Here is a 15,465-nt window from a genome sequence, read left to right as displayed (position 1 = left end):
GAATTAGCTCCCGCCAAGATAGTAATCAGGTGTCCTTGAAAGGCTAGATTTCGTAATCGGGTAGCTCGATGTTGTCGCGCATCCTGCCCGCGAACAGCGCGGCGAGCGGTCGGAAGTTCATAGTGCGAAGGGCCACGTTTCGCAACCACAGACCAAAACGAGTTCGTGTAGCGAAGAAGCCGATCATTTTCTCGGCACCGGCTTGCTTATCGTTGATGAACGGACGCAAGAGCGTTTCATAGGATTCGAAGGCGCGGCGATAGTCGTTGCCGGCGCGTTCAATTTCGCCCGCCATGATGTAGGCCGCTGTGATCGCCAATCCGGTGCCCTCGCCCCCGAGCAACGATATGCACCCCGCCGCGTCGCCGATCAGCGCCACTCGGCCGTGCGACCAGCAGTCCATGCGGATTTGGCTGACCACATCGAAGTAAAGATCGTCGATGTCGTCGATCGCTGTCAAGATACGGGAGCATTCCCAACCTGCGTCGCCGAACGTGTTGCGGAGCTGATCTTTTGGTGAAAATCCGCCGCTGTCATGCTCGCCGCGGAACACGAACAAGAACATCGTGCGATCGTCACGAAGGGTGAACCTCCCCACCTGGCCGCCCGGAATGCCGTAAGTCACATAGACGAGATCGTCGCGGGGTCGGTAGCTATCCACTACGCACGCCGCCACTTTGCAGCCAAGGTAGTGCTCGAAATTCTCTTCGGGGCCGAAGACGAGACTGCGCACATTGGAATGGAGCCCGTCCGCGCCGACGACAAGATCGAACTCACGCGGAGCCGTCTTCTCGAAGGTGACCCGGAGGCACTCCGAGTGCTCCTCGATGCTGTCGATGCTATCCCCGAAGATCGTTTCGACCGTTCCCTCGATGTCGGCGTAGATGGCGGCCGCGAGATCCCCCCGCGGGAGGCTGATCATGTTGTCGCCGATCATGCGGCGAAAGACGTCGACGTCTAGCTCTGCTTGAGTGTCACCGTCGTACCCGACAGTCCGGACGTACTGCACGTCATAACCGGCGGCTCGGATCCGTTCCTCGATGCCCATGCGTTTGGCCACGCGGTAGCCGACACCCCAGAAGTCGATCATGTACCCGCCGGTGCGGAAGCCCGGCGCCTGCTCGATGAGCGTCGACGTATGGCCCGTTCTGTGCAGCCAGTGTGCGAGCGCAGCGCCCGCAACGCCTGCTCCGCTAATGGCAATACGCATAATCAGGCGCTATTCCTGCCGCACTAAGCACCTGTTGGGGGTTTGTCGAGAGTGTGCTGCTCGATCAGCCAAGCCGCGACAGGTTTAGCTCGCCGGGCCGAGTCAACGTCGCCTTCGGCAGCGCAGACGATGCTTCCCTTCACCAGGATGTTGAGGCTCCATGCCAGGTCCTTGGCATCGCGTAAGCCGGCCTGCTCGGCACGGTCGCGAAGGATGTCTCGGATTTTGTCGAGGTGGCCGACGCATGCCTGACCGATGCGGCCTTCAGCGCCCACCTCGAACAGGACCTTTACGAAGGAACAGGCTTCGTAGTCCGAGCGGCGGTGGAACCACTCATCCAATACGTCGAACAACGCGAGGAGTTGTTCCTTCGGGTCCTCGGCGCGCTCGCGGGGTTGCCGGTCGATCACTTCATTGGTCCACACCTGGGCGCGGCGGTCCATGAACGCGAGCACAAGGTCCTCTTTGGACGAAAAGTGCCGATACAGGGTCGCCTTCGCGACGCCCGCCTTAGCCACGACTTCGTCGACGCCGACGTCGCAGATCCCGCGGTGGGTGAACAGTTCGTAGCTGGTGCCGATGATCCGCTCGCGGGCGCTGGGCGCGTCATTGGTCGTCATTCGAAGCTCTCCTGTGCCCTGGCGAGTCGGTGGTTTAGAGACAGATGGGTCTGTCTACTAATAGTGCATGCGGCGCCCGCTCGCGACAAGCTGACCAGAACGGGCGACTGCGACTCACTGAACGAGGACCCAGAAGGGCCACGAAGTGCAAGCAAGGAGTGATCCATGCCTGAAGTGGAATTGCATCACGACGGACACCCCGCGTTTCGCCGCCAGGTCCGCTTCGATTGGTCGAACCTGCCAGTGCATTGGGTGCCGGGCGACCCGTTCTCGACACACATGGTCAACGTGCTACATCTGCTGCTTCCCGAGGGCGAGCGCCACTTCATCAAAGCCATTCTCGAAGCGTCATCACTGGTCGACGACCCGGAGCTGGAGGCGGCCATCAAGCCGTTCATCCAGCAGGAATCCTGGCACGCCTGGGCGCATCAGGTGGTCTTGGACCGGTTGGCCGAGCAAGGCATCGACACCACTGAATACACCGATCGGCTCGGGAAATGGCTGTCGGTGTCGCTGGGTGATCCGCCGAAGATATTTCCGGCGCCGCTGAAGCGGTGGTGGCTCTATCGGCGCCTGGCCGATGTGGCTTCCCTTGAACATTTCACTGCGGTCCTGGGGCAGTGGGTGCTGCAGAACAAGGGGCTGGAAAACGCGGGCGCCGACCCTGTCATGCTCGATCTGCTGCGCTGGCACGGCGCCGAAGAGGTCGAGCACCGCTCTCTGGTGTTCGACGTCTACCAGAACGTGTGTGGAAGTTATTGGATCAGAGCGTTTTCGATGCTGATGACCGCACCACTGTTCATCTTCTGGTGGATTCGGGGCGCCCGCTATCTGATGGCCAACGACAAGTCGATCGACGCTAAGTGGCGTTGGCGCGACTGGCGGCGAGCTGCCCGCAAGGATCTGCTGCCGGGGCCATGGCACCTGCTGGTAACAGTGCCTCTCCGGTATATGCGCCCCAGCCACCATCCCGGACCCGAGGCGGATACCCAAATGGCACTGGACTACCTCTCGTACTCTCCGGCGGCCCGAGACGCCCGCGAGCGCGCCGAAGCACACGAACGGTCAGCGGCGATGCAAGCCGCCCACAGCTAAGGCGCCCACCCGTAAGCGGTCAACCAAAGAGGAGTGTCGATGAAGGTTCTGGTGGATTTCGATACCTGCGACGGCAACGGCGTCTGCATGAGCATTTGCCGCGAAGTGTTCGATGTGCGCGAGGACGGCCTGCACCTTCTTCAGGAACAGCCCGGAGACGAGCTGCGCGACAAGCTGGTCGGTGCGGAAGTCTCGTGTCCCACCGGCGCAATCACTGTGAAGGACTGACCGCACCATGCCGTCAGATCATCAGCTAAAGCAGATTGTCGTCGTCGGGGGCGGAGTGGCGGGAACGATGGCCGCGCAAACGCTCCGATCAGAAGGTTTTGACGGTGAGCTGACGATCGTCGGCGCCGAACGGCATGCGCCCTACCACCGTCCGGCCTTATCGAAAAAGCTGTTAACCGGCGAAGTGCACCGGGCGGGCATAGACATGGCGCCGCAAAATGAGTTTGACGCAAGAATACTGCGAGGCGCTAATGCCGTCGGGCTGGACATGGCGTCACGCACCGTTCACGTCCGCGACGGCAACCAAGTCAGTGCGCTGAAGTTCGACGGGCTCGTCATCGCCAGCGGCGCCGATGTACGCCAATGGGCCGGTGGCAAAGTGCCCGGCGGCGTTATGCCGCTTCGCACCGTCGACGACTGCTTGGCCATCCGCTCCAAGCTCGGCAGACGCACTCGCGTCGTGGTGATCGGCGGCGGGTTCATCGGCACCGAAGTCGCCGCAAGCCTGCGCTCGTTGGGCCACAAGGTGACTCTGTTGTCTCGGGCCAGTGCCTTACTGCACTCCGCATTGGGCGAGGAGATGGGAAGCTGCTGGACCGATCTGCATCGCCAACGCGGCGTCGACGTGCGAGTCGGCGTCAAAGTCGACGGTTTCGCCGGCAACGGTCATGTCAAGTCCGTTCAACTCAGCGACGGTTCAAAGGTGAAGGCCGATCTGGTCCTCTTCGGCCTCGGGGTTGAGCCAGCCACCGATTGGCTACAAGGCTCCGGAATCAAGCTGGACAAGGGTGTGGTGTGCGACGCGACCGGTGCCGCAGAAGCCGTGACCGACGTCGTCGCCGCAGGCGATGTTGCGCGCTGGTGGCACCCGCTCTATCAGCAGCATCTACGGATCGAGCACTGGGACCAAGCCTCCCGCCAAGGCGTCACAGCGGCGCGCAATCTGTTGGCCGGATCCGCTGACGCCCAAGAGTATGACGCAGTGCCGTATTTCTGGTCCGACCAATACGACGTGAAGCTCCAACTGGTCGGCGTGCCAACGGGATACGACACCGTAGAGGTCATCGAGGGAAGCCTGCGCGCCAAGGAGTTCGTCGCTGCATACGGGAAGGACGGACGAACAGTCGCGGTGCTCAGCACCATCCCCGGCCGAGTAAACGAGTACCGCAGCGCTATCACACACCGAGCGACCTTCCCTCCACGCCCCCACGCGAAAGCCGGTTTAACCACTTCAACATCAGAGCCACAGCGACGACCGGCCACCCGGTGACGCGATAGTCGAGGTGTGAAGTCACGGAATTGGTTACTACGGCATCCCGGTGGGTGTTCGAGATTGCGCAGCGGACGGAAGAACACGGCGTAGGGTCACGACTTCAACGCGAACACCTGTTCGGCGTGTCCTAGCAGTGTCCTAATACTCTTGATCACTCGCAAACACGCGGTAGACACATGAGCACGAAACTGACCCGCTGACGTGGACGAATCGGCACGCTCTAGACGTCCGAATACGTTCCAGCACACCTTATTTTACCCTGGCAGTGTGGGGGTCAGGGGTTCGAATCCCCTTAGCTCCACTTTTTGACCGCAGGTCGACCTTTTCCCGTTAAGAGGCTTGCTGCGCCCTCTTGACCATCTGCACCGCTTCGTTCATCGCCGTTTCGGCCTGCTTTCGATACGAACTCATCTCTTGGAGTTGCGCCTCGGTGGTTTGCGGGTTGAGGCCCTGGCACCGCTGCGAGAACTCGCGGAGATTCTCGACGACCACAGAAACATGGCCGGTGAGAACGCGGTCCGGCGTGGGCAGTTTCGCTTCGAGCTTGTTCACGTTGGTGTCCAGATCGCGGCAGGCTGCGCGTGCGTCGGTGAAGTCGAGGCCTTGCATCGCTCCGCCGATCCAGGTGAAGTCTTTGCCGATGTCGTCCAGGCTGGACGAGAAATGATCGCTTCCCCACTTTGCGATCGCTTCGGCGGGAGAGACGCTGGTCGTTGCCGTCGTGCTCGACGCAGCAGTGTCGCGGCCATCTCCGCATCCAGCCAGCATGATCCCTGCTGCGATGGTCGCGGTGAGCGCCAGGATGTTCCTCCCCATAGGGGTCGATGCTAACGGCCGGTCGGCTGCCATCTGAACGAATCGCTGCTGCTCACCGGCGAAATCGCCGGGCGATCTGAGCGCATGAGCGGTCATGCTGTGTGTGGCTATTCCGGGACAGCGGTCAATGCTGTTCTGGCATGGTCGATTTGGTCGAAGGCGTATGCCGCCATGGCGGCGACGCTCATTGCCTCGCCTCGGTGCGCGAGCGATTCGTAAGTCTGGTCACCGAGGAGCTCGCGTAACTGTGTTGTCAGTGCTGCCAGTTCCGGAAGAGACACCGCGACCATGGGATTTACCGCAGCGAATCCGGCGATAGTGGCCGCCGGTTCGTGCCGGCCGAGCCGGTCGAGCGCAATGGCCAAGGTAGCCAGCGGATTATGCAACATGCCGATGTTGCCCGACTCGTGGTTCTTGCGGATGGCTACGGCGAGGGAATCCAACGTCGCTACTGGTTCCCCGTGCTCGGCCTCGAGTCCGCACATCCAGTACGCGAACTGCGTCTCGAGGAATCGGTTGCCACTGCCCCGCGAGACGTCCACACCGCGGCGAAATGCCTCGAGCGCGCGAGCCGAATCAATGTCGCGGAAAGCAAACCCCCACGCGAAATGGGAATACGCAATCACCCACGGATTGCCGAGCGCTTCGGCGGCGTCGGTGAGGCCATCGGCGGTCACCCTCGCCTCGTCGGTCCAACCAGCGGCGGCCAAGGCGAACACCAGATTGGCCCAGACCAATGTATCGGCGTCTCCGCCGCGCGCCAGCAAGTCGCGGCACAGCCCGACATATCGTTCGGGCTGGCCTACGAATAAGTAGGCGCTGGCGAGAAATGGCGCAGCAATGGTCGCCACCTTGTCGGGGGCAGCGGCGATCACTCCCTGACCGATCTCGCTGTAATGCACAGCCTCTTCGAAACGTCCTACGAGAACGCACAGCGACGCCCCCACGCAAATGGCAGCAAGGCGCGGATGGCCGACTGCATGGGCGGGCTCAATCAGCTCCTCGGCCCAAGCTATCGGTTCATAGTTCTCCAAAAACGGACCAAAAAGTCCCGCATACGCAGCGATGGCGGCGGCGGCGTCCAGGTCGCCATGATCGGCGGCCCACCGGAACGCGGTGCGCAGGTTGGCCATTTCGACTGTGAACCAGTCGTATGCCTCGCTTTGGCGCGGGCTGTCCCACAGGTCCATGACGTCGGTTTCGCGGCCGGCGTAGTAGCGGGCGTGTGCTATCCGGACCGCTTCTCCCGCGCCGGATGTGACGAGTTGTTCCTCGGCGAACTGACGGATCGTTTCCAGCATCGCGTACCGGGTCCGCCCGCCCGACCGCACGGCGAGCATCAGCGATTTGCGCACCAGCGCGTCGAGTACTTCGAGGATCGCGTACTCGTCGCGGTCGTCCGATCCGGCTACGGCGCAGGCGCTCTGGAGGTCGAACCCGCCGGCGAAGACCGAACAGCGTTCCAGAACAGTCTTTTCGGCGTCGGCGAGCAGGTCATAGGACCATGCCACGGCGTGGCGCAGCGTGTGGTGGCGTTCCAACCCGCGCCGCGAGCCGACCAGTAGCCGGAACCGGTGATCGAGCCGATCACGCATCTCGCTGGCGGTCATCGACGACATCCGAGAAGCGGCCAGTTCGATGGCCAACGGGATTCCATCCAGGCGCTGACAGATCTCGATGACTGCGGTGGCTTCATCGCCGTCAGCCATCCATGAGCCCGGCCCGATGTCCTTCGCACGTTGAAGGAACAAACTCACTGCTGCGGAATCGATTCCCGTTGTGTCCAAAGACCGCACCGGCCGAATACTCTCTCCCGGGAGGCCGAGTCCCTCGCGGCTGGTGGCGAGGATTCGTACTGTCGCCGAGTGCGCGAGCACGGCTTCGATCAGGTCGGCGGCTGCGTCGAGGACATGCTCGCAGTTGTCGATCACCAACAGCCGGACCCGGCCCTCCAACGCAGCCGCCACTGACTCAGCGACGGTCTTGCCCGGTTGCTGGGTGACGCCGAGCACCGCTGCCACCGCATCGGGCACAGCCGCCGGATCGGTTACCGCTGCCAATTCGAAAAGCCAGAGGCCATCAGGAAATTCATCGGTCAGCCGCGCTGCGACTTCCACCGCCAGACGGGTCTTGCCGACACCACCCACACCGGTCAGCGTCACCAACCGATGCGCCTTGACAGCCAGTGCGATCTCGTCGACATCGGAGTCACGCCCGAGCAAGCTGGTGGTGACAGGCCGCAGATTTCCGCGCGTTGTGTCGAGCGCCCGTAACGGAGGAAATTCCGTGTCCAAGCCCGCAGCTCGCACCTGGAACATCCCGACGGGCACCGCCACGTCACGTAACCGCCGTCGCCCGAGATCGACGAGGTCGACTCCACTGAGCAGACCAGCTGTCGAGTCGGCCACCAAAATCTGACCGCCATGGCCGGCGGCCATCACCCGCGCGGCCCGGTTGAGCACCGCACCGAAGTAGTCCCCGTCGCGCGGTTCGGCTTCGCCGGTTGCGATGCCCATCCGCACCGGCAGCTTCAGCTCCCGCTGCGCGCTCACCGCCGCATCCACCGCGGATCGGGGTGAGGCGAAGGCAGCGCACACACCATCACCGGTGTGCTTGAACAGCCAGCCCTCATGCACCGCGATCGCGTTGCGCAACACGTGATCGTGGGCGGCCAGCGCCGCTCGCATCTCATCGGCGTTGGCTTCCCACCGACGGGTTGAGCCCTCCACGTCGGTGAACAGGAAGGTCACGACGCCTGTAGGCGGCGCCCCCGCGGCCACTCGCAAAGGATGCCACACAACGCCCTGTTCACACCGCCATTCAGGGCCGAAGTCTGCGCCGTAGCGGCAGGGACGCCGTCGCGGTGCGGCGCCTACCTGATGGTCACGCCGGCGTCGACCTTGAACTCGAGTCCGGTGACGTATCTGGATTCATCCGAAACGAGATACAGAACCGCATTGCTCACGTCGACGGCTTCGATCAGCGGCGCGGGCAACGCGTTCAGGAATATCGGGACAAGATCCGCTCTGGCCGCGACGTGTTCGTGCAACGTCGGCGGCGCCATCCCGGTCGCCACGCCCGTCGGGTGAACTGTGTTGACCCGGATGTTCTCGGAGGCAAGCTCATTGGCGAGAGCCAGCATCATTCCGACGATGCCGTGTTTGGATGCGGTGTATGGCACATGCAGGGGAGTGCCTTTGATCCCGGCCGACGAGCTGATGTTCACCAGACTCCCGCCGCCCTGCTCGAGCAGATATGGGATCGTCGCCGCGCACGTGTTCCATGCGCCGATCAGGTTGACATCGAGGACCAGACGCCACTGCTCGGCGGTGGTCACATCCCACGTGCCCACGGTCAGGACCCCGGCATTGGCGACGGCCGCATCGAGTCCGCCCAACTCCGCCGCCGCGCTGTCGACCGCCGACTTCAACACCTGCTCGTCACGCACGTCGGCGACGCGGGTGATCGCGGTGCGGCCACGCTCTCGAACGAGACGGGCCGTTTCGTCCAGATCAGCTTCAGTGGCCAGTGGGTAGTCGAGGCCACAGATGGGTTCGCAGATGTCCACCAGCACCAGGTCGGCGCCCTCTTTGGCCAGTCGTACAGCATGACTGCGGCCCATGCCGCGTGCCGCGCCGGTGATCAGCACACGCTTGCCGGCTGCTCTGCCGACGCTCTCGTTGTTGCTCATAGCTTGTTGCAGAAGCCCGCGTCAACCGGAAAGGTCACGCCCGTAACATATTTCGCGTCATCGGACGCCAGATAGGCAATTGCCGCACTGATGTCCTCAGGCTCGAGCATTTCCACGGGCATCGGGTTCTGCAGGTGTGGACCGCCGCCAGGGTAGTTCTCGAGGAACGCCGTCATCGCCGGGTTGACGGCCATCATGGTGTTCACCGCGGTCGGATGCACGGTGTTCACCCGGATGCTCATGGGTGCCAATGCATTAGCCAGGGTCCGCATCAAGCCGACAATCCCGTGCTTGGATGCTGCGTAACCGAGACCGCCACCCTGAATGCCGCCGAAACCCTTCAGCCCCGCGGTGGAACTGGTGAAAATGATGACGCCGCCGCGGTTGCCCGCGATCAGATGCGGGATCGCTGCGAACGCAGCGTGATACGCACCGTCGAGATTGACTCCGATTGCGGCGCGCCACTGTTCGAGTTCCTCTTCGATGGTCAGCTCGCGGAACGCCACGGGCGAGATGCCCGCGTTGCCGAGCACGATGTCCAGGCGCCCGAACTGATCGACTCCCGCATCGACCGCCGCCTTGACCTGATGGAAGTCGCGCACGTCGGCGACGGTCCCGAGCATCTTGCCGCCCGCTCGTTCGACCAGATCGATCGTTTCGTCGAGCTCGGCGCTCGACGCCATCGGATAGTGGTTCGCCGGGATATCGGCGCAGATGTCTATCCCGATGATGTCGGCGCCCTCTCGGGCCAACCGCACCGCGTGGCTTCTGCCCTGACCACGGGCGACCCCGGTGATGAAGGCGACCTTGCCGTCAAGCGATTTCGACACTGCTATCTTCCTTCCGCGCTGTCAGCGGAGATCCGCTGCCACGATTCGTCGGCGGCCTTCTGCAGGACACGGCCCTTGGACACACCGCTGTAAGCGGTGAATTGCTGGATGACTTCGTTCATCTCGGTGCGACTGATGTCGCCTGACTCCAACGCCGACCCGACGTGGGAATAGATCGGGCCGAGCGCACCGGCCACACCGACGGCGGCCACGGTGATGAGGCGACGCTCGCGCCGGCCGAGGTTCGGACGTTGCCACAGGTGGCCGAAGACGAAGGCCAAAATGCCGGCGTGAAAGTAAGGCGAGTCTCGCGGGGGAGCGGGCAGCAGGTTCACGTCGACGAAGCACTTCTCGCCTTCCGAGAGACGAACTTCGTGGTCGGTCGGCCCAAGCGAGTCCAGAGGGAGATCAGGGCGCGCAGCGACGTCTTCGCCCCGTTCGGCGGCCAACCGCGCGAACTGACTTCGTGCTGCGCCCTCGGCTTCCGAAGCTCGCGGCCAACCGCAATACACCGCGAACTGGAGTACGAACTCGAGAAGTTCCTCGTAGCCGATGTCGCCGCTGGCCAGCGCGGCGTACATGTGCTCGTTCATGCGATCGACGTCGTCGAGAGCGCAGACACAGGTCAGCGTGACGAATCGACGGTCTCTCCGGCTCAAGCCCGGCCGGTCCCACACCGGGCCCACAACCGGGTCACTGACCATCACATCGAGAGACGGATCGTCGGCAGCCATCGGCATCACTCTTCCTGCTTGAAGGCGAACGACTGAATAGTAAGGCGATGGACTTAATCCGTCCAGTGTGAAATTCTGGCGGCATGTCCGACCCCGCGCCCGCTTCAGTGCGTCCGTCAGCGAAACAGCAGCTCGTGCTGACCGCCGAACGGCTCTTCGCCCAACACGGACTCGACGGCGTCGGGCTACGCCAGATCGGCTACGAGGCAGGCATGGCCAACAAGTCGGCGGTGCAGTATCACTTCGGTTCCAAAGACGGACTCGTGCACGCGATCCTGCTCAACCGGCTCGAACAATTGACGCGGCGCCGGCGACTCCTCGAAGCGAGCAGACCGCGCGATGACTTAAGGGCAGTGGTCGAAGCGCATCAACTTCCGCTGATCGAACTCGCCGAAGACGAAACCTGCTTCTATCTGCCCTTTCTCGAACAGCTCCTGCGCTACGACTCCACGGTGAGTCCGCTGGCGGCATTGCCCGAAACGCATCAAGAGTCACATCAGACGTATGTGGACAAGGTCGGGGCTCTCATCGATCATGTCCCGCAACCGTTGCGCGACAATCGGATTCATCAGGTTTCTGCCCTGTGCGTGCATGCGTGCGCCGATCGGCACCGTGCTCTTGTGTTCGGCGTACCGGTCATGTCCTACGCGGTACACGTCAGTTCTCTTCTCGACGCGTTCGTTGCGCTGCTGACGGCGATGCCCTCCGACGCGACACTCGTTGCGCTGAAGGGCGCAAAGAAAGAACCGTCGAATCTTCGTGCCCTGCCCTGACCGGAGCGCGCCGGTTGACGCCGCGGGATCGTTTATCGTTGGGCTATGAGTAGCCCGCGAGTGCCCGGTGGTGTGGTGCACAAGCTGCCGACCGATCTACGCAACGCTCTGGTCTCCAACGACACCGCGTTGGCCGCCTGGAACGACATCACGCCGCTGGCCCGCAACGAGTTCATCTGCTGGGTGGAGGACGCCAAGCAGGACAAGACCCGCGAGCGCCGCATCCGCCGGACTCAAGAGGAACTCGAAGAGGGTAAGCGACGTCCCTGCTGCTGGCCCGGGTGCAAACACCGCGAGCGCACCGGAAAGTAGCTATTGCTCGTGCGCCGGCGCCGATTGCAGCTCCGGGGCCGCCGCGGCGAGCAGCGCGGCGCGGTCCCCGGTGCGGGGCGGGTAGATCCGCCTACCGTTGATCGTCCGCTTCGTCGCCTTGGCGGCCGCACCGGTGGCGACAACACGGCGGTCCCAACCTTCGGTGTAGACCGCACCCGCCGGACCCAGGTCCAGAACCGTGACATACCAGGGGATTCGGAGCGCCAGCATGGGTTCGCCCACCAGATCGCTGATCACGTTGTATCCCGCGTAGCGCCCCATCGGTCTGCCGTGCTGACAAGACATCACCGACATGTGCTCGTCGTCCATTCGCGCCGATGCCACGTCGCCGGCGGCGAACACCTTCTCGACACCCTCGACACGCAGATAGTCGTCGACGGGCAGGCGTCCTAACCGGTCACACGTCACCCCCAACTGTTCGGTCAGCCGGCTTGCCCGCATTCCGGCGCACCACACCACGGTGGCGGCGCTGATGACGTCGCCGGTCGACAGTGCGACGCTCCGCTCGCCGACCGCCGTGACAGCCGCGCTAGTGACCGCCTCAATCCCGTTGTCCGCCAATGCTTTCTCGATCACCGGTCGCGCCGAGGCGCCCATGTCCGATCCGACGAGTGCATTGTGGTCCACGAGGACAACGCGCGGCTTCACCTGGGGGCCGAGCGCGTCGGCAAGCATCCCCGGCAACTCGCTGGCGGTCTCGATCCCGGTGAGTCCTGCCCCGACGACGACAGCCGTCGCCGACGCCGCATCGTCGCGCCCCAATCCGCCGATGTGGTTCTGCAACCGCACCGCCGCGTCGTAGGTGTCCACGTCGAACCCGAACTCCGCCAGGCCCGGGATGTCCGGTTTCACCACGCGGCTCCCGGTGGCCACCACCAAGCGGTCGTAGCGAAGAGTCGCGCCGTCGGCCATGCGCACGGTCGCGGTCGACGCGTCGATGCCGGTCACCTGGCCCACGATGTGCCCGATTCCTACCGGATCCAATAGCTCGCTCAACGGAATTCGGCACTCCGTCAGGTCAGCCTCGTAGTTGCGGACCCGGATGTCGTGATACGGCTGGCGGCTGACGACGGTCACCTCTACCGCGTTCTCCGCGCCTAGCTCATCGAGCCGTCGCGCCGCACCCAGCGCCGCCCACAGCCCCGCAAAGCGTGACGATAGTGCGATGCCTGACGCGCGTGTCCTCGTTCTCGGTTCGGGCTTTGCGGGGCCGGGGGACAAGGGGCAAGGGGAGAAGGGCGAGTGTCGGGTTGCTCGACGCATCGTGCGGCGGCACCGTCGGTCGACCCGACACTCGGCCTCCCGGCTAGAGGTCGGCCAGTTTCGCCGCCATCCCGCGCGTCTCCCACACATTCAGCACGTTGGTCAGCATCTGCAGCGGCGCCCGCACGCCTTCGTCGCCTTTGATTCGCGGATCGCTTCGCGTGGTGTGCGGTCCGGCATCCGGGAGCCGCGTGCGAATGAGTGCCGGCACGTCGAGCAGCCACGTGGCGCCCATCAGCGTCGCGTACAACACCAGGTCGCGTTCGATCGTCGCCGCCGCGAGCGCAGGCCCACCGCGAGCGGCCATCTCCTCGCAGAACGTCTCGAGAAGCTCATCGAGATGGCAGTCCCAGAGCCATGTTTCAGCACCGGACAACGAGCCCCAGACCGCCATCGCCACGTTCATCCGGCTGACACATCCCCAGTCCATCAGCCCACACTGCAACTCTCCGCCGTCGCCGCGCCAGAACCATGCGTTGTCGACGTTTGCGTTCCAGTGGCACAGCGCGAGGTAGTCGACGTCATCGGCCAGCTGCCGCCACACGTCGGCTTCCCGTCGCAACAACTCCCCGGCCTCCGCACCCAACCGTGAGAGAAACCGCGCAGATCGGACGTTCTGGGGGAACAGGCCGGGGTGGCCTCGCACGAACTCGGCGAGCCGGCCCAGTCGACGGTCGAGTTGTTCGGCGGTGAAAACGGGCCGTTGGCCCACCGTCGCGGCCTGCAAGTCCAGCGGGAACTGCGCGACCAGGTCGGCGGGCAACCGGCCCGAGCGTTCCGTGCCCGCCAACCGGGCCACCGCAGTCAGCAACGCTCGGTAGTGTCCCGCCTGATCGGGCATCTCGTAGTCGAGGCACTTGTGGTACTGGGGCTCGATACCCATGTGCCCGAAAGCGATTCGTTCACTGAGCAGCAGTCCGGTGCCCGTTTCCCGATGGAAGTCGGCGAACTGCGTGACCGGCACAGCGATGGGGAATCCCGGCGCGCGGGTGAGCGCTGCGAAGCGTGTCTCGGCCTGCATCTGCTGGCGGCCGGCATCGCGCACCGCATCGTCGAAATCGCGGGAGAACTTGACGAACAGGTCGGTCGCGACGCCGTCGTCCGGTCTGGCGTATCGGACGGTCAGCACTGCCTTGCGGCCGGTGCTGCCGCCGGACACCTCCTCGAAATGGTCGATCGCGACGACTTCGTTGTCGTGCGCCAGCGCGCCGAAGGTGCGGAACGCCTCGGTGAGAAAGCCGGTCCCGGATGCCAGGAGGGCTTCCGCATGCGTGGGGAACGACAGGCCGGTGGTGTCCCCACGGACCGCGTCGACCTTCACCGGCGCCACTCGCAGATCAGGGCTTGTTGCGGCCCGACCGGCTCAGTCGCCATTCCGGCGGGAAGTTCAGGTCGTTGTCCTTGACGACGTTGTTGAGCCCCTTCTCGAAGGTGCCCTCGGTGAGGTCGACGTCGTTTCGCTGATCGTTCTGGATGAGCGGCAACATCCCTTCGACCATGCCGGTCAGCAGGCTGCCGAAGTACTCGCCCTTGTGCTGTTTGTAGAGCTCGAGAAAGGTCTTCTGCACCGCGACGGTGTCGGTGGGGCGCGACTTCGAGCACGCCAGCGCATACTTCTCGGTCTCGGCTTCGAGATTGTCCCTCGGCACCACGCTGTTGAGGAAGCCGCAGTCGTACATCTCCTGCGCGCTGAAGGGTCGCCCAGTGAACAGCATCTCGGAGAACTTTCGCAGCCCCATGGTCTCTGCCCACCACCACAGCCGTGGCCCCCAGCCGACATAGCGGAAGGCCGGATGGCCGAAGAGCGCGTCGTCGGAGGAGATCACCAGATCGGCGTCGCCGGCCTGGTAGAAGTGCCAGCCGTAGCAGTACCCCTTGGCCTCGATGATGCTGATCTTGCGCAGCTCTTGCAGCGGCCGGTTTCCGGCGCGGGCCTTGGCGTAGAAGTCGGTCACCGTGGACAGGTAGCGGTACGAGCCGCCCGGGGGGTACCGGACGTCGTCGTCGTTGATCGCGAGTTCGTGCAGCAGCGGCATGCCGGGGTTCTCCAGCATGTCGCGTTGCTCGGGCAGGTCCCCGCCGCTGCCGAAGTCCTCGCCCTCACCGCGGATCACGACGACCTTGACGTCGTCGTCGACATTGCACTTGTGGATCATGTCCGCATACAGCTGGCGCATGCCCATGGTGGTCGAGTTCTGGGCCTCGGGACGGTTCAACGTGATGTAGGCGATCCGGTTCGTTCTGTCCTTCTCGAACCTGATGTGCTGTTCGGCTTCGCGCTTCATCTCCTCATAGTCGTGATCTGGCACGCCCGTTCTCCTTTCAGAACCTCTCACCACGAGTGGTCAAATGCTTGTAGCACAGCCGGTTTCGTCCAAAGCGAAGACCGCCGCCGGCTTTGCCTCCCGCCGGAATCGACGCGAAACGATGACCACGCGTCACTGGCTGGTGGACAGTCTGTCAGCGCGCGGCGGCAGCCGGACTGTTTGTACTGTCCGCTTAAAACGACGTGCGCGAGAGCCGACGCTCCGACATTGGCAAACTTCGCCGGCGAGCTGTTCGAGGAGCGCCCCGATATCGCTGTATTGCCCAGCCGTTT

General features: G+C 63.7%; 15 protein-coding genes. 5 read left to right on the top strand and 10 right to left on the bottom strand.

Going from position 1 to position 15,465, the window contains the following annotated elements:
* Window positions 1–43 precede the first annotated feature (43 nt).
* Together A5663_RS15525 and A5663_RS15520 are read right to left on the bottom strand one after the other, a co-directional pair.
* Window positions 44–1,210 carry an FAD-binding domain gene (locus tag A5663_RS15525; RefSeq protein ID WP_068150740.1) on the bottom strand — a complete coding sequence of 389 codons (1,167 nt, stop codon included), beginning with the start codon at window positions 1,208–1,210 and terminating at the stop codon, window positions 44–46.
* 23 nt (window positions 1,211–1,233) lie between these two features.
* The gene (locus A5663_RS15520; RefSeq protein WP_068150734.1) at window positions 1,234–1,830 is read right to left on the bottom strand and encodes a TetR/AcrR family transcriptional regulator; all 597 of its coding nucleotides are present in this window, start codon (window positions 1,828–1,830) and stop codon (window positions 1,234–1,236) included.
* A gap of 165 nt (window positions 1,831–1,995) precedes the next feature.
* Here A5663_RS15520 and A5663_RS15515 point away from each other — a divergent pair, with 165 nt between their 5' ends.
* Genes A5663_RS15515 through A5663_RS15505 form a run of 3 tightly spaced genes read left to right on the top strand, consistent with a single transcriptional unit; the run spans window position 1,996 to window position 4,423 of the window.
* Window positions 1,996–2,925, top strand: coding sequence for a metal-dependent hydrolase (locus tag A5663_RS15515; RefSeq protein ID WP_068150733.1), 930 nt, complete (start codon window positions 1,996–1,998; stop codon window positions 2,923–2,925).
* Window positions 2,926–2,964: 39 nt separating this feature from the next.
* Entirely contained in the window at window positions 2,965–3,153 is a 189-nt protein-coding gene (locus tag A5663_RS15510) for a ferredoxin (protein WP_068150730.1), read from the top strand.
* Window positions 3,154–3,160: 7 nt separating this feature from the next.
* Window positions 3,161–4,423, top strand: a complete 1,263-nt coding sequence (locus tag A5663_RS15505) for an NAD(P)/FAD-dependent oxidoreductase (RefSeq protein WP_068150727.1) — start codon at window positions 3,161–3,163, stop codon at window positions 4,421–4,423.
* 333 nt (window positions 4,424–4,756) lie between these two features.
* On the opposite strand, the gene A5663_RS15500 is transcribed toward A5663_RS15505, so the two are convergent.
* The 5 genes from A5663_RS15500 to A5663_RS15480 form a co-directional block, all read right to left on the bottom strand.
* A complete protein-coding gene (locus A5663_RS15500; protein ID WP_156744499.1) occupies window positions 4,757–5,338 on the bottom strand; it encodes a hypothetical protein in 582 nt (193 codons plus the stop codon).
* Between the two features lie 11 nt (window positions 5,339–5,349).
* Entirely contained in the window at window positions 5,350–7,992 is a 2,643-nt protein-coding gene (locus A5663_RS15495) for an adenylate/guanylate cyclase domain-containing protein (RefSeq protein ID WP_082974174.1), read from the bottom strand.
* Between the two features lie 122 nt (window positions 7,993–8,114).
* On the bottom strand, window positions 8,115–8,933 hold the full coding sequence (locus A5663_RS15490; RefSeq protein ID WP_068150716.1) for a mycofactocin-coupled SDR family oxidoreductase: 819 nt from the start codon (window positions 8,931–8,933) through the stop codon (window positions 8,115–8,117).
* The gene (locus A5663_RS15485) at window positions 8,930–9,763 is read right to left on the bottom strand and encodes a mycofactocin-coupled SDR family oxidoreductase (protein WP_068150713.1); all 834 of its coding nucleotides are present in this window, start codon (window positions 9,761–9,763) and stop codon (window positions 8,930–8,932) included. Before A5663_RS15485 ends, A5663_RS15490 begins: the two co-directional genes overlap by 4 nt.
* A gap of 2 nt (window positions 9,764–9,765) precedes the next feature.
* The gene (locus A5663_RS15480) at window positions 9,766–10,497 is read right to left on the bottom strand and encodes a carboxymuconolactone decarboxylase family protein (RefSeq protein ID WP_068150827.1); all 732 of its coding nucleotides are present in this window, start codon (window positions 10,495–10,497) and stop codon (window positions 9,766–9,768) included.
* Between the two features lie 134 nt (window positions 10,498–10,631).
* Between A5663_RS15480 and A5663_RS15475 the strand changes: the two genes are divergently transcribed.
* Window positions 10,632–11,270 carry a TetR/AcrR family transcriptional regulator gene (locus A5663_RS15475; RefSeq protein ID WP_231976800.1) on the top strand — a complete coding sequence of 213 codons (639 nt, stop codon included), beginning with the start codon at window positions 10,632–10,634 and terminating at the stop codon, window positions 11,268–11,270.
* A 45-nt stretch (window positions 11,271–11,315) separates the two neighbouring features.
* The gene (locus A5663_RS15470; RefSeq protein ID WP_068150707.1) at window positions 11,316–11,582 is read left to right on the top strand and encodes a YdeI/OmpD-associated family protein; all 267 of its coding nucleotides are present in this window, start codon (window positions 11,316–11,318) and stop codon (window positions 11,580–11,582) included.
* On the opposite strand, the gene A5663_RS15465 is transcribed toward A5663_RS15470, so the two are convergent.
* From A5663_RS15465 to A5663_RS15455, 3 genes are all read right to left on the bottom strand, one after another.
* Complete coding sequence (locus tag A5663_RS15465) at window positions 11,583–12,770, bottom strand: NAD(P)/FAD-dependent oxidoreductase (RefSeq protein ID WP_068150824.1); 1,188 nt, start codon at window positions 12,768–12,770, stop codon at window positions 11,583–11,585.
* A 139-nt stretch (window positions 12,771–12,909) separates the two neighbouring features.
* Window positions 12,910–14,187: a hypothetical protein gene (locus tag A5663_RS15460; protein WP_369816643.1), complete on the bottom strand. Its 1,278-nt coding sequence runs from the start codon at window positions 14,185–14,187 to the stop codon at window positions 12,910–12,912.
* Between the two features lie 16 nt (window positions 14,188–14,203).
* Window positions 14,204–15,175, bottom strand: coding sequence for an enoyl-CoA hydratase/isomerase family protein (locus tag A5663_RS15455; RefSeq protein WP_068150706.1), 972 nt, complete (start codon window positions 15,173–15,175; stop codon window positions 14,204–14,206).
* Window positions 15,176–15,465 lie beyond the last annotated feature (290 nt).

Origin of the sequence: Mycobacterium sp. E740 (assembly GCF_001672895.1) — a bacterium.
In the GTDB taxonomy this organism is placed as follows: domain Bacteria; phylum Actinomycetota; class Actinomycetes; order Mycobacteriales; family Mycobacteriaceae; genus Mycobacterium.
Note: the sequence above shows the minus strand (reverse complement) of the source record. Positions and strands in the feature narration are given on the sequence as shown.

What these genes read in the sequence shown, in the direction of transcription:
- A5663_RS15525 (WP_068150740.1), bottom strand. Translation starts at nt 1,210, where the DNA reads ATGCGTATTGCCATTAGCGGAGCAGGCGTTGCGGGCGCTGCGCTCGCA.
- A5663_RS15520 (WP_068150734.1), bottom strand. Translation starts at nt 1,830, where the DNA reads ATGACGACCAATGACGCGCCCAGCGCCCGCGAGCGGATCATCGGCACC.
- A5663_RS15515 (WP_068150733.1), top strand. Translation starts at nt 1,996, where the DNA reads ATGCCTGAAGTGGAATTGCATCACGACGGACACCCCGCGTTTCGCCGC.
- A5663_RS15510 (WP_068150730.1), top strand. Translation starts at nt 2,965, where the DNA reads ATGAAGGTTCTGGTGGATTTCGATACCTGCGACGGCAACGGCGTCTGC.
- A5663_RS15505 (WP_068150727.1), top strand. Translation starts at nt 3,161, where the DNA reads ATGCCGTCAGATCATCAGCTAAAGCAGATTGTCGTCGTCGGGGGCGGA.
- A5663_RS15500 (WP_156744499.1), bottom strand. Translation starts at nt 5,338, where the DNA reads ATGACCGCTCATGCGCTCAGATCGCCCGGCGATTTCGCCGGTGAGCAG.
- A5663_RS15490 (WP_068150716.1), bottom strand. Translation starts at nt 8,933, where the DNA reads ATGAGCAACAACGAGAGCGTCGGCAGAGCAGCCGGCAAGCGTGTGCTG.
- A5663_RS15480 (WP_068150827.1), bottom strand. Translation starts at nt 10,497, where the DNA reads ATGGCTGCCGACGATCCGTCTCTCGATGTGATGGTCAGTGACCCGGTT.
- A5663_RS15470 (WP_068150707.1), top strand. Translation starts at nt 11,316, where the DNA reads ATGAGTAGCCCGCGAGTGCCCGGTGGTGTGGTGCACAAGCTGCCGACC.